Annotated in this window: 11 protein-coding genes; 1 reads left to right on the forward strand and 10 read right to left on the reverse strand. The window is 72.4% G+C overall.

Annotation, left to right across the window (positions count from 1 at the left end):
* Positions 1 to 8 precede the first annotated feature (8 nt).
* The 10 genes from ACZ6Y1_RS21845 to ACZ6Y1_RS21890 all read right to left on the reverse strand — a co-directional run bounded on the left by ACZ6Y1_RS21845 (position 9) and on the right by ACZ6Y1_RS21890 (position 11,634).
* The gene (locus ACZ6Y1_RS21845; protein WP_469632101.1) at positions 9 to 809 is read right to left on the reverse strand and encodes an ABC transporter ATP-binding protein; all 801 of its coding nucleotides are present in this window, start codon (positions 807 to 809) and stop codon (positions 9 to 11) included.
* A complete protein-coding gene (locus ACZ6Y1_RS21850; RefSeq protein ID WP_469632103.1) occupies positions 802 to 1,833 on the reverse strand; it encodes an ABC transporter ATP-binding protein in 1,032 nt (343 codons plus the stop codon). The genes ACZ6Y1_RS21845 and ACZ6Y1_RS21850 overlap by 8 nt, the downstream gene beginning before the upstream one ends.
* Positions 1,830 to 2,684, reverse strand: coding sequence for an ABC transporter permease (locus ACZ6Y1_RS21855; RefSeq protein WP_469632107.1), 855 nt, complete (start codon positions 2,682 to 2,684; stop codon positions 1,830 to 1,832). The genes ACZ6Y1_RS21850 and ACZ6Y1_RS21855 overlap by 4 nt, the downstream gene beginning before the upstream one ends.
* Positions 2,681 to 3,640 carry an ABC transporter permease gene (locus ACZ6Y1_RS21860; protein ID WP_469632111.1) on the reverse strand — a complete coding sequence of 320 codons (960 nt, stop codon included), beginning with the start codon at positions 3,638 to 3,640 and terminating at the stop codon, positions 2,681 to 2,683. The genes ACZ6Y1_RS21855 and ACZ6Y1_RS21860 overlap by 4 nt, the downstream gene beginning before the upstream one ends.
* Entirely contained in the window at positions 3,637 to 5,298 is a 1,662-nt protein-coding gene (locus ACZ6Y1_RS21865; protein WP_469632115.1) for an ABC transporter substrate-binding protein, read from the reverse strand. Before ACZ6Y1_RS21865 ends, ACZ6Y1_RS21860 begins: the two co-directional genes overlap by 4 nt.
* Positions 5,299 to 5,381: 83 nt before the next feature.
* Entirely contained in the window at positions 5,382 to 6,395 is a 1,014-nt protein-coding gene (locus ACZ6Y1_RS21870) for an agmatine deiminase family protein (protein ID WP_469632118.1), read from the reverse strand.
* 199 nt (positions 6,396 to 6,594) lie between these two features.
* Positions 6,595 to 8,343: an urease subunit alpha gene (locus ACZ6Y1_RS21875; protein WP_469632121.1), complete on the reverse strand. Its 1,749-nt coding sequence runs from the start codon at positions 8,341 to 8,343 to the stop codon at positions 6,595 to 6,597.
* A complete protein-coding gene (gene ureA / locus ACZ6Y1_RS21880; protein ID WP_469632124.1) occupies positions 8,340 to 9,083 on the reverse strand; it encodes an urease subunit gamma in 744 nt (247 codons plus the stop codon). Before ureA ends, ACZ6Y1_RS21875 begins: the two co-directional genes overlap by 4 nt.
* A gap of 257 nt (positions 9,084 to 9,340) precedes the next feature.
* Positions 9,341 to 9,919, reverse strand: coding sequence for a TetR/AcrR family transcriptional regulator (locus ACZ6Y1_RS21885; protein WP_469632126.1), 579 nt, complete (start codon positions 9,917 to 9,919; stop codon positions 9,341 to 9,343).
* Between the two features lie 59 nt (positions 9,920 to 9,978).
* Positions 9,979 to 11,634 (reverse strand): serine/threonine-protein kinase, encoded by a 1,656-nt coding sequence (locus ACZ6Y1_RS21890; protein WP_469632128.1) that lies wholly within the window; start codon positions 11,632 to 11,634, stop codon positions 9,979 to 9,981.
* Between the two features lie 176 nt (positions 11,635 to 11,810).
* Between ACZ6Y1_RS21890 and ACZ6Y1_RS21895 the strand changes: the two genes are divergently transcribed.
* The gene (locus tag ACZ6Y1_RS21895) at positions 11,811 to 12,404 is read left to right on the forward strand and encodes a TetR/AcrR family transcriptional regulator (protein WP_469632131.1); all 594 of its coding nucleotides are present in this window, start codon (positions 11,811 to 11,813) and stop codon (positions 12,402 to 12,404) included.
* Positions 12,405 to 12,539: the final 135 nt, after the last annotated feature.

Consider the following 12,539-nt stretch of genomic DNA (forward strand, 5'->3'; position numbering starts at 1 on the left):
GCCCCCGGTCATCGCAGGGCCCTGCGGGCCGCCGCGATCCCGCTCGGGTCCCAGCCGGGGCGGGGGACCGACTCCAGGAGCAGCCGGGTGTAGGGGTGCTCCGGCGCCGCGAGCACCTCGGCGGTGGGTCCCGACTCCACGATCGCGCCGTGCCGCATGACGATCACGTCGTCCGTGACGCAGCGGACCACGCCCAGGTCGTGCGTGATGAACAGGTAGCCGATCGAGGTCTGTTCCCGGATGTCGGCGAGCAGGTTGAGGATCTGCGCCTGCACCGACACGTCGAGGGCCGCGACGGCCTCGTCCAGGACCAGGACGGACGGTTCCACGGCCAGCGCCCGGGCGATGGCGACGCGCTGGCGCTGACCGCCGGAGAGCCGGCGGGGCAGCGCGTCGGCGGCACGCGTGCCGAGTCCGACCTGGTCCAGCAGCTCACGGATGCGCGCCGCGTGGTCCCGGCCGGGGAAGTGCAGTCGCAGGGTTTCGCGGAGCACGGCCCCGACGCTGGTGCGCGGGTCGAGGGAGAGGTACGGGTCCTGGAAGACCATCTGCACCTGGCGGGCCCGGGCGAGGCGTTGTGCCCGGCCTCGGCTGCGTCCGGTGCGGTCGCGGCCGTGCACCAGGACCTCGCCGGCGTCGGCCCGCTCCAGACCCACGACGATCCGGGCGGTGGTGGTCTTGCCGGATCCGGATTCGCCCACGATGCCGAGGGAGCCACCCGCCCGCAGGGTGAACGACACGTCGTCCACGGCTTGCACGTCCCCGTAGGCGCGGTGCAGTCCCGAGACTTCCAGCACGTTGTCAGGCATCGACGGCGCTCCCTTCGAGCCGGTCGCTGTGGTGGCACGCCGCCCGGTGCCCGGGGGTTCCGGGGGCGGGCTGCGGCTGGGGGACCCGGGTGTCGCACACCTCGGTGGCGAGGGGGCACCGGGCGGCGAAGGGGCAGCCGTGCAGTGCCTGGCGCAGGTCCGGGGGCCGGCCCTCGATGGCGGTGAGTCTGCCGCGCGGGGCCTCGGGCCGGGGCGTGGAGGCGAGCAGGGCCGCCGTGTAGGGGTGGCGGGGCCGCGCGAACAGCACTTCGGCCGGGCCGCTCTCGACGATGCGCCCCGCGTACATGACGCAGACCCGGTCGCTGATGGCCGCGGCGAGGTCCAGGTCGTGGGTGACGAAGAGCAGGCCGGTGCCGAAGCGTTCGCGCAGGGTGGCCAGGAGGGCGATGACCTCGGCCTGGGTGGTGACGTCGAGGGCGGTGGTGGGCTCGTCGGCGAGCAGGAGCACGGGATCGCCCATCAGGGCGGCCGCGATCATGACGCGTTGCAGCATGCCGCCGGACACCTGGCCCGGGTACTTCTTCAGGACGGAGGGGTGCAGTCCGACCGCCTGGATGAGTTCGGCGGCGCGGGCGTCCGCGTCGGCCCGGCTCATGGTCTTGGTCAGCAGCACGCTCTCGGTGAGGAAGTCCCCGATGCGGCGCAGCGGGTTGATGGCGGCCCGGGGGTCCTGGAAGATCATGGCCGCGGTGCCGGTGCGCAGCTCCCGCAGCCCGCCGTCGTCCATGGTGAGCACGTCCCGGCCGGCCACGCGGACGGCGCCCTCGACCGTGGCGCCCGGCGGCAGCAGGCGCAGTGCGCTGCGGGAGGTGAGGCTCTTGCCGGAGCCGGACTCGCCGACGAGGGCGACCGTCTCGCCGGCGGCGACGGTGAGGTCGACCCCGTCGAGGACGGGGCGGGCGGTGCCGGGCAGGCTGAGCCGGAGCCCCCGGACGTCGAGGGCGTACTGCGGTCCGGCCGGGTCGGCCGGCCGCACCGGGCTCTTCGGGCTCTTCGGGTTCATCGGTCCCTCCTGGCGACGCGGTCGGCCCAGCGTTCTCCGGCCACGTTGAAGGCGACCACCGTCAGCACGATGACGGCACAGGGCAGGATCGCCGAGAGCGGGTAGCCGAGCTGGATCGCGGTCTGGCCGTCGAAGACCATCCGGCCCCAGTCGGGGGTGAGGGCGGGCACGCCGAGTCCGAGGAAGGACAGCGCCGCGAGGTCCATGAGCGCGTATCCGAAGTTGATCGTGGACTGTGCGAGCACGACAGGGGCGATGTTCGGCAGGACGTGGCGCAGGCAGATCTGCAGCGAGGAGTGCCCCTGCACCTGGTAGGCGCTGACGTAGGGGCGCTCGCGTTCGGCCTGGACCAGGGAGCGGGTGAGGCGGCTGACGTAGGGCAGGTAGGCGACGGCGAGCGCGATGACCGGTGCGGTCAGCCCCTCGCCGTGGACCGAGATGATCAGGATGGCCAGCAGCATGCCGGGGAAGGCGAAGACCAGTTCCGTGCTGCGGGACAGCAGGGAGTCGAGCCAGCCGCCTTTCCAGGCCGCCGCCATGCCGACGGCCACCCCGGCGACGGTGGAGAAGGCGACCACGCCGAGCGGTCCCAGCAGGGAGGTGCGGGCGCCCAGCAGCAGCCGGGAGAGGGTGTCGCGGCCGGCGGCGTCCACCCCGAGCGGGTGCGCGGCGGAGGGGGCGGCGAGCGCGTTGCCCAGGTCGATGACGTTGGGGTCGTACGGCACCAGCCAGGGGGCGAGCAGCGCCGCCACCACGACGAGGGCGACGAGGGCCAGACAGACCAGGTGGAGCGGTGAACCGCTCACCCGGATCCGGGAGAGGCCGGGCCGGCGGGTGAGGACGGCGGTCATGCGGAGGACCTCCTCGATCCGAGGGTGATCCGCGGGTCGACCAGTGGCAGTACCAGGTCGACGATGAGATTCACGATCATGAACAGGGCGACGATGATCAGGGATATGGCCTGGACGGTCGGGAAGTCCTTGGTGGTGGTGGACAGTTCCAGGAGCTGGCCGATCCCGCCGATGCTGAAGGCGGTCTCCACGAGGATCGTGCAGACCAGCAGGGTGGAGACGATGAGGCCGCCGGTGGTGAGGACGGTGCCCAGCGCGTTGCGGAACACGTGGCGGCGGATGACCTGGTGCTCGGGAACCCCCCGGCTGCGCGCCACGGTGACGTGCTCGCTGTCGAGGGCTTCGAGCATGGCGGAGCGGGTGACCCGGGCGAGCATGCCGATCAGGTACAGCGCGAGCGCGAGGGCCGGGAGGGTCAGGTGCCAGAGCATGTCGCCGAAGCCGTCGCCCGCGCCGCTGCTGGGGAACCAGCCGAGCTTCACGGCGAACAGCCCCTGGAGCATCACGGCGGCGACGAACGAGGGCGTGCCCACGGCGAACGTGGTGGTGACGAGGATGGCGGAGTCGGTGGCGCCGCCCTTGACGGAGCCGATCCAGCCGAGCAGCAGGCCGGCGACCACGACGACCACCAGCGCCATCGCGACCAGCATCAGGGTGCTGGGCAGCCGGTCGGACAGGAGCCGGGAGACGTCGGTGCGGTAGGTGATGGACCGCCCGAAGTCGCCCTGGACGACGTCTCCGAGCCAGCGTGCGTACCGTACGAGGAACGGGTCGTTCAGGTGGTACTGGGCGTTGATCGCCTCCAGGGCCTCCGGGGAGGCCGAGCGGCCCGCGAGCAGGAAGCTCGCAGGGCTGCCCGGAGCCAGGTACATGGCGCCGAAGACGACGAACGAGGCGGCGAACAGGGTGGCGGCCATCTCCCCCAGCCGTCGCGCCGCGAATCTCAGGAAGTTCACTGGGCCGCACCCACGTCGGCGGCCCACGGGTAGTACATGTAGGAGATCGTCGTGGGGGCGCCGGTGATCCTCTTGCCCAGGAAGAGCGCGGTGGGCCACTCCGCGACCGGGATCCACAGGAGCTGCTCGGCGGCCTGCTTCTGGAGCTTGGCCTCGATCTCCAGGCGCTGTCCCGGCTCGTAGGTGGCCACGGCCTGGTCGACGAGCGCGTCGTACTGCTTGTCGCTGTAGCCGGCGAAGTTCATGTACGCGCCGGTCCTGAAGTTCGTCAGCAGGTCGAGCGGGTCGGTGATCGAGTCGTAGTAGGTGAGCGGGAACATGTCTATGCCCTCGCGCGCCGCGGGATCGGTGAACAGCGCGGTGAACGCGTTCGGTGCGATCGTCTTGAGCTGGATGTCCAGGCCGATCTGGGTGCCGGCCGCCTGGACGGCGGTGGCCAGCAGGGAGACGTCCTGCCCGATCGAGCTGGTGGCCACGGTCAGGGTCTTCCCGGTGGCTCCGGCCTCCTTGACGAGCGCTTTGGCCTGCTCGATGTCGCGGTCGGGGCGCGGCAGGCTGTCGAGGGCGTTCTTCAGGGTGCTCTCGGGGGCCGCGGCCCAGGCCGCGCGGGTCGTGAGGGAGTGGGTGACGGTTCCGGCGCCGCCCAGACCCGCCTTGACGAATCCTGCCCGGTCCAGGGCGAGGGAGAGGGCACGACGGACGCGGACGTCGCCGAGCGGGCCCTGCATGTTGGTGATGTTGACGTTGACGGTGCTCAGGCCCTCACCGAAGTAGAGCTTGCCCACGCCGCTGTCGCGCAGCCGGGCGTAGCTCTCGGTGGGGATCAGGTATCCGCCGTCGGCCTCGCCGCTGAGCATGGCGTTGGTACGGGCGGAGGGGTCGGTCAGGACCCGGAAGACGGCCTTCCTGGACTTGGCCCTGGTGCCCCAGTAGCCGTCGAAGCGGTCCAGCTCGATCGACTGGCCCTTGTTCCACGCACCGAGTTTGAAGGGGCCGGTGCAGGCGAGGCTGCCGGTGGTTCCGTAGTCCTTGCCCGCCGCCTCGATCCCTGCCTTGGACGCGACCACGCCGGCGGCCGTCGCCATGTACTGGTTGAACTGGGAGTCGGGCTTCTTCAGCTTGACGGTGACCTGGAGCGGGCCGGTCTTGGTGATGGTGTCGACGTTCTGGAAGTTCTGGGCCCAGGCCGCCGCGTTGTCCGGGTCCGTCTGCCGGCCGAGGCTGTGGACCACGTCGTCCGCGCTCATCACGCCGCCGTCGTGGAAGCGCACGTTCGGGCGGAGGTCGTAGACCCAGGTGGTGGGGTCGGGGTTGCTGGCCTTCTGGGCCAGCCCGGGTTCCAGGGTCAGTCCCGGCGTCCACCGCATGAGGCTCTCGCAGACGTTCGAGAGGATCGTGTTCTGCGGGTAGTCGAACGCCACCGTGTAGTCGAGCGTGGGGGGCTCGGCGTAGACGGCCCAGGTGAAGGAGTCGATCTCGCCCTTCGCCGTCGGCGTGGTCTTCGACAGGGTGACCTCGGTGACGGGGCCCCCTCCGCTCTTGGGCGGGCCGGAGCAGGCCGCGACCAGGGCGAAGGACGCCATGACCGCGGTCGCCGCGGCGAGCCGGCCGAGGGGGCGGCCGGTGCGTCTGGCGGTGCGGGGCGGGGGTGTGGTCATCGTCGCGCTCTCTTTCCGTACGTGGTGCGGGTGGCTGACGGGCCGCGGGGCCGGCCCGTCCAGGAGCGGTCGGTCCGGGGTGGTCAGCCCTCGGTGCGCGCCGAGGGGATCTGCTGGGTGATGCAGTGGATCCCGCCGCCGCCGAAGGCGATCGCGAGCGCCCGCACCCCGACGACCTTGCGGCCCGGGTACGCCGACGCGATCACGGCCATGGCCTCCTCGTCCTGGGGCAGGCCCGCCACCGGGACCACGACGCCGTCGTTGGCGACGTAGTAGTTGAGGTAGGACACCTCGATCTCGCCGCCGGCGAGGTCGGCGAAGGCCGACTGGGTGACCTCGACGATCTCCAGGCGGCGGCCGTGGGCGTCGGTGCCGGCTTCCAGCACCGCGCGGTTCGCGCGCATCCGGGCGTAGTCGGGGTGCGCGGGGTCGTCGGGCAGGGAGAGGACCACCTTGCCGGGTGCCGCGAAGGCGCAGACGCCGTCGACGTGGCCGTTGGTCTCCGTGTCCAGCAGACCGCCGTACGGAAGCCAGATGACCTTGACGACCCCGAGGCGGGACTTCAGCTCGGCTTCGATCTCGTCCCGGCTCATGTCGGGGTTGCGGTTGGGGTGGAGCAGGCACTGCTCCGTGGTGATCAGCGTGCCCTCGCCGTCGACGGTGATCGCGCCGCCCTCCAGGATCATGTCGGAGTGGATGCGCTCGACCCCGAGGTGCTCCAGGAGCAGGCCGCTGATCCGGTCGTCGGAGTCGAACGGGTGGTGCTTGCCGCCCCAGGCGTTGAACCGGAAGTCGACTCCCGCGCGCCGGCCGTCGCCGTCGAGCACGAAGAGCGGGCCGGAGTCACGGAACCAGGAGTCGTCCAGCGGCATCTCGACGACGGTGACGTCGGGACCGCAGGCGGTGCGGGCGTCGCCACCGTGGCCGGGCGGGGCGACCATCGTCACCGGCTCGAACTCGGAGATGGCGCGCGCGACGTTCGCGTACTCCTCCTTGACGTCGTCCAGCACGCTGCCCCAGAGGTCCGCGCGGGTGGGCCAGGCCATCAGGCACCCGTCGTGGGCGGACCACTCGGCGGGCATACGGAAGGCAGTCATCTCGTGTCTCTCTTCTTTCTTCGCCAGAAGTACCGGGCAGCGGCAGTCGGTGTGGCGCCGGGCCAATTCGAGCCAGAGGCTGGTACGCGGTGGTTGGAATCTTCCTCTCGACTGAAAATTCAGTCAAGAGCCAGGACGGCACATCCAACAGGATTCTGAAATTCCTGTCAGGTCTTTCTCCAGGACATGGACCGTCCGGTCACAGGAAGTACAGGCGGCTCAGGGGGACTTCCTGGGCCGGTTCCGAGCGCAGGGGGGTGCCGTCGAGCGTGACCAGCCCGCTGCGCGGGTCCACCTGGACCTCGCCCAGGCGGGCGTTGTGGACCAGGTCAGCCGGGCCGATGCCCCGCGCGCCCTTCACGGCGACCCGGCGGCGGCGGGTCCTCATCGCGTCGTACGGGCTGCGGGGGGAGCCCGCCTCGGCCGCGGCGCGGCTGACGAAGGCCACCGACAGGTCCGCCGGGGCCGCTCCGTGGCCCCCGAACAGCGGGCCGAGCACGAGGGGCTCGCAGCAGTCCGTGGCCGCGTTGGGGTCGCCGGTGACGCCGTAGGCCGGGAAGCCCGACTTGAGGACCAGCTGCGGCTTGGCGCCGAAGAACTGGGGGCGCCAGAGCACGATGTCGGCGAGTTTGCCGACCTCGATGGAGCCGATCTCGTGGGCCAGGCCGTGGGCGATGGCCGGGTTGATGGTCAGCTTGGCCATGTAGCGCAGCACGCGGGCGTTGTCGTCGCCCTCGCCGTCGCCCTCCAGGGGGCCGAGCTCGCCCTTCATCTTGGCGGCCATGGCGAAGGTCCGGCGTACGGTCTCACCGGCCCGGCCCATGCCCTGGGCATCGGAGGAGGTGATGCCGATCGCGCCCAGGTCGTGCAGCACGCCTTCGGCGCCCATGGTGCCCGCGCGGATCCGGTCGCGGGCCATGGCGGCGTCACCGGGGAGGTCCGGCTTGAGGTCGTGGACGGAGACGATCATGCCGTAGTGCTCGGCGACCGCGTCCCGGCCGAAGGGCAGGGTGGGGTTGGTGGAGGAGCCGATGACGTTCGGCACGCCCGCCATCTTCAGGACGTTCGGGACGTGCCCGCCGCCGCAGCCCTCGATGTGGAAGGCGTGGATCGTACGGCCTTCCAGCACGCGCAGGGTGTCCTCGACGGAAAGGCATTCGTTCAGGCCGTCGCTGTGCAGGGCGACCTGTACGTCGTGCTCCTCGGCCACCCGCAGCGCGGTGTCCAGGGCCCGGGTGTGGGCCCCCATGTCCTCGTGGACCTTGAACCCGCAGGCACCGCCCTCGGCGAGCGCCTCGATCATCGGCGCCTCGTGGGAGGAGGAGCCCCGGGCCAGGAAACCGATGTTGACGGGCCAGGCGTCGAAGGCACTGAACCCGTGCCGCAGTGCCCACGGGGAGTTGACGCCGACGCCCCAGGCCGGCCCGACCTCCTGGCCGATGATCGTCGTCACGCCGGAGGCGAGCGAGGCCTCCATGATCCGCGGCGAGAGGAGGTGGACGTGGGTGTCCACCGCGCCCGCCGTCGCGATCAGGCCTTCGCCGGAGACCATCGTCGTCCCCGTGCCGACGACGACGTCGACGCCGTCGAGGGTGTCGGGGTTGCCGGCCCGGCCGATGGCGTGGATCCGGCCCTCGCGGATGCCGATGGAGACCTTGCGGATGCCGAGGACCGCGTCGATCACCAGGACGTTGCTGATGACCATGTCGCAGGTCTCGCGGACGGCGGCGGCCTTCAGGTGCATGCCGTCGCGCGCGGTCTTGCCGAAACCGGCCAGGAACTCGTCGCCGGGCTTCTGCGCGTCCGACTCGACGCGCACCACGAGGCCCGAGTCACCGAGGCGGACCCGGTCACCGGCCCGGGGGCCGTGCACGGTGGCGTATTCCTGCGGGTCGATGTGGCGGCTGCCGGGTGCGCAGTGGTCGCTGTGACGGGTCTGGCGGCTCATGCGGGGGTTCCTTCCGGGCTGTCGGTGCCGGCGGCCTGCCCGGCGGTGGTTCCGGGGGCGGCGGCGCCGAGGTAGCCGCAGGCCGCGGCCCGCTGCAGCGCCAGCTCCTTGGCCCCGGGCGCGTCCAGCGGGCCGTCCACCAGCCCGGCGAAACCGATCGCGACGCGGTCGCCGCCGATCGGCAGCAGTTCGACCTCGGCGGACCGGCCGGGATCGAAGCGGGCGGAGGACCCCGCGGGTACGGCCAGCCGCATCCCGTAGGCGGCGGCGCGGTCGAAGTCCAGGCGCGGGTTGGCCTCGAAGAAGTGGAAGTGGGAGGTCACGCTCACCGGCACCGCGGCGGTGTTGCGCACCCTGAGGGTCGCCGTGGGCCGGGGCCCTTCCACGGTGTCCGAGCCCGGCAGCACGGCGCCGGGAGCGGCGGGGTCCCGGGGCACGTCCCCGAACGGGGCGCTGATCACGGCCAGTCGCGTGCCGTCGTCGAAGACGGCCTCGACCATGATCTCGGTGACCACGTCGACGACCCCGGGCAGCACGTCCTCCGGACCGAGCACAGCCCGGCCGCGGGCGATGGCGTCGGCGAGGCGCAGGCCGTCACGGGCGGCTTCGCAGACCGTGTCGGCGATCAGCGCGGTCGCCTCGGGGACGTTCAGACGCAGCCCCCGGGCACGGCGGGACCGGGCGAGCTGGGCAGCGGTGAACAGCAGGAGCCGGTCACGCTCGGTGGGGGTCAGTGCCATGGGTTCATGCCTTCCTCCGGAAGGTTGGGCAGGGGCCGCCGCCGCGGGACCGTCACGGGGCAGGGGCTACGCGGATTGACTGCGGCCCGGCGGCTCCACGGCCGCGGCGCGCATCTGGTGGGATGCTGTCACTGACTGAAAAATCAGTCAATACGCGAGGTGTGCGGAAGGCAACGCACTCGGATCATGACGCGTACGGGCACACGGAGGCACGGGGCCGCGGCCCGGCGCCGCCGAGGGGGGCGCCTCCGAGGGGACTACTTCTGGCGCAGCCGGGCCAGTTCGACGTCGATGGCGCCTTCCATCAGCGCCCTTGCGTGGGTGATCTGCAGCCCGCCGCTGAGCCAGCGCATGCTGAGGCCCTCCAGGAGGGCGGTGAGCCGCTCGCCGGCCGCGGCCAGCGCCGCCGCCGGGGCCATCGGTTCCACCTGGCCCAGCAGGGCCGCCACTTCCTGGACCCACACCAGGGTCGCCCGGGCCAGGTCCTCGCGCAGCACCTCGTCGAAGACGGCGCTCGCCCGCAGTTCGCCCCAGGCGGTGCTGTTCTCGCGGACCTCCGCGGTGTCCTGGAGTTCCAGGAGGAGGGTCTCGGCGAGTTCCTCGCGGGGGCCGAGCGGTTCGGCGCCCTCGCCGCGTTCGGCGGTGTAGCGCTCCGCCCGGTCGTTGATGAACTCGAGCGTCGACCGCAGGAGCCCGGTGCGGTCCTTGAAGTGGTAGTAGAGCAGCGAGGTGGACACGCCCGCCTCGGCGGCGACTTCCTCCACGCGCAGGCCACGGACGCCGCTCCTGGCAATCACCCGGGCGGCCGCTTCGAGAATGGATGTGCGTCGGGCCATGCGCCGAACCTTACCCGGCTGTCCCGGGCCCCGGGGAACGGGTCTCATGGTCCGTCACGTCACCCCGTCCTGCGGTGATGGCTCACTTCGACCGTGACGGGTCCGCCGCCCGGCGCGGCCGAGACCAGGCGCACGACGGCGATCTCCTTCTGGTCGGCGCTGCGGACGCAGAAGGGCCGCCCGCCGCTCAGGGCGCTGAACGCGATGGTGGTCACCGGCTGCGTGTCGACCCCCTTCACGCAGTCGGCGGGGCTCAGCTCGTTCCCGGCCGCGATGAAGGCGTCACTGTCCTCGGGGGCGACGAACTCGGTCCGGGTGCGCGCCAGGTACCAGGCGGCGGTCTCGGCCGGGACCACCTTCCCCGTCCCGAGGTCGAATTCGTAGCCGGGCTCGGGGGAGGTCAGCTCGACGTCGGCGTAGCCGGCCCTAAAACCGGCCGACGACGGGGCCGAGGGGGACGGCGGCGGGGTGACCGGCAAGGAGACGGGCGGCGAGGTGTGACCGGCGGAAGCCGAGGGGGCGTCGGTCTCCGGCTCCTGCGGGACGTCCAGGAACCAGGCGGTGGCGGCGCCGCCCAGCACCAGTACGGAGACCGCGGCCAGAGCCGTGACCGGCAGCCGGCGTCCGCGCCGGCGGGCCCGGCGGGAGGCGGGCGGCGCCTCCGGCCGGACGGCGGTCGGGGGGTGCGCGAGGGGGCCCGCCGGGGCCGCGGGAGCCGCAGGAGCCGCACGGGCCGCGGGGGCCGTGAGCGTCATCCGGTCGCGGGTGGGCGTGGGGACCGCGCCGGGAAGTGGGCCGGGCCGCTGGACCGGCCCCGGTATTTCGTTGCTGACCTGGTGCGGGAGCCAGCCGTCGGTGAACTCCAGCCGGTGGCCCACGGAGGGGTGGGCCCGTACGGCCGAGATCAGCTCGTCCGGCGTGGGCCGCTCCTCGGGCCGCTTGGCCAGGCACCACGTCAGGAGGTCGCGCAGGCCGTGCGGCACCCTGTCGAGGTCGGGCTGCTCGTGGACCACCTTGTACAGCGCGGCCGACTCCGCTCCGGCGCCGAAGGGGGGCACTCCCCCGGCCACGAACGCCGCCAGCGAGCCGAGGGCGAAGACGTCGCTCGCGGGGTTGACCTGCAGGCCCATCGCCTGCTCCGGCGCCATGAACGCGGCGGTGCCGATCCGCAGGCCGACGCCGGTCAGCGCCGTGGCGTCGGCCGCCCGCGCGATCCCGAAGTCGATCACGCGCGGACCGTCCTCGGCGATCAGGACGTTGGCGGGCTTGAGGTCCCGGTGGACCACGCCGGCCCGGTGGATCGCCTGGAGCGCCTCGGCGATCCCCGCCACCAGCAGCAGCACCGTGCGGACCGGCAGCGGGCCGTGCCGCCGCACCACCTCGTGCAGCGTCGGGCCGGACACGTAGGCGGTGGCCAGCCACGGCGTGGGGGCGTCCACCCCCGCGTCGACGACCTGTGCGGTGAACAGCCCGTGGATGCGCCGGGCGCTCGCGACCTCCTGGGCGAAGCGCCGGCGGAACTCGGGGTCTCCGGCGAAGTCCGCGCGCACCGCCTTCAGGGCGATCGGGCGGCCCCCCGGCGTGTGGGCGAGGTAGACCACCCCCATGCCGCCGGAACCCAGCCGGGCGTGGAGGCGGTAGCCGCCGATCTCGTGGGGGTCGTCGGCGGACAGGGCCTTGTGGGCGTGTTGCGCACCGGGAGGCTGAGCGGACATGCGGTGGCTCTTTCGGCGATATGTACGAAGCGCAGGACGCGGCCCGCCCCTGTTGCCCCCCGGCCACGACCGGCACCGAGCAGCGCGGAGCCGACTGCCCCCGCATCGTGCCGCTAACTGAAGATTCAGTCAATGTGCGAGGATGGTTACCGAGACGGCGAGGAGGGGATCAGGCAGTGACGGACCGCAGAACGGCGATCTTGGAAGCGGCTGCCCGGCTCATAGCCCGGCGGGGGGTCCGCGGGCTGCGGGTGGAGGAACTCGCGGCCGAAGCCGGGGTGTCCACGGCGCTCGTCTACTACCACTTCAAGGACCGGGCCGGCATCCTGCGCCGCACCCTGGAATTCATCAACGACCGCGCGGAACGCTACACGGGCAGCCAGGACGCCGCGGACCCGTTCCCGGAGGATCCCCGCGAGGCCTTGGAGCAGTCGCTCCTGCTCGAGTTCCAGGACGAGGCCGCGGTGCGCGAGAACAGCACGGCGTGGGGCGAACTGCGCGCCAGCGCGATCTTCGACCCCGAGCTGCGGGAGGACTTGGCCAAGGCCTCCCTGACCTGGGTCCAGGAGGTCGCCTACCTCCTCGCGTGCACGCTGCCGCTGACGCCCGCCCCCGCCCTCACGTCCTCCGCGGAACGGCTGACGGCGCTGCTGGAAGGGCTCAGCATGCGCTGGCTCAGCGGCGTCCTGCAGGTGGCGCACGCCCGCGAGCTCATGCTCGACGCCGTCGAGGTGGAACTGGGGCACCTGCGCAGGCCGGGCGGCGCCTGACCGGCCGCCACGCACCCGACCCGCCCCCGGCACTCACCTGAAATTGACTGAAAATTCAGTCAATGAGAGAGTGTCGGTATGGCGGCCCACCCGCCCTGGCGGACCACCGCACGTACGGGGATGCCGGCGCACCGT

This window comes from Streptomyces sp. NPDC053432, assembly GCF_055585365.1.

Excerpts from the sequence above, each read along its gene's own strand:
- ACZ6Y1_RS21885 (WP_469632126.1), bottom strand. The coding sequence starts at position 9,919 with ATGGCCCGACGCACATCCATTCTCGAAGCGGCCGCCCGGGTGATTGCC.
- ACZ6Y1_RS21875 (WP_469632121.1), bottom strand. The coding sequence starts at position 8,343 with ATGAGCCGCCAGACCCGTCACAGCGACCACTGCGCACCCGGCAGCCGC.
- ACZ6Y1_RS21890 (WP_469632128.1), bottom strand. The coding sequence starts at position 11,634 with ATGTCCGCTCAGCCTCCCGGTGCGCAACACGCCCACAAGGCCCTGTCC.
- ACZ6Y1_RS21850 (WP_469632103.1), bottom strand. The coding sequence starts at position 1,833 with ATGAACCCGAAGAGCCCGAAGAGCCCGGTGCGGCCGGCCGACCCGGCC.
- ACZ6Y1_RS21845 (WP_469632101.1), bottom strand. The coding sequence starts at position 809 with ATGCCTGACAACGTGCTGGAAGTCTCGGGACTGCACCGCGCCTACGGG.
- ureA (WP_469632124.1), bottom strand. The coding sequence starts at position 9,083 with ATGGCACTGACCCCCACCGAGCGTGACCGGCTCCTGCTGTTCACCGCT.
- ACZ6Y1_RS21870 (WP_469632118.1), bottom strand. The coding sequence starts at position 6,395 with ATGACTGCCTTCCGTATGCCCGCCGAGTGGTCCGCCCACGACGGGTGC.
- ACZ6Y1_RS21865 (WP_469632115.1), bottom strand. The coding sequence starts at position 5,298 with ATGACCACACCCCCGCCCCGCACCGCCAGACGCACCGGCCGCCCCCTC.
- ACZ6Y1_RS21855 (WP_469632107.1), bottom strand. The coding sequence starts at position 2,684 with ATGACCGCCGTCCTCACCCGCCGGCCCGGCCTCTCCCGGATCCGGGTG.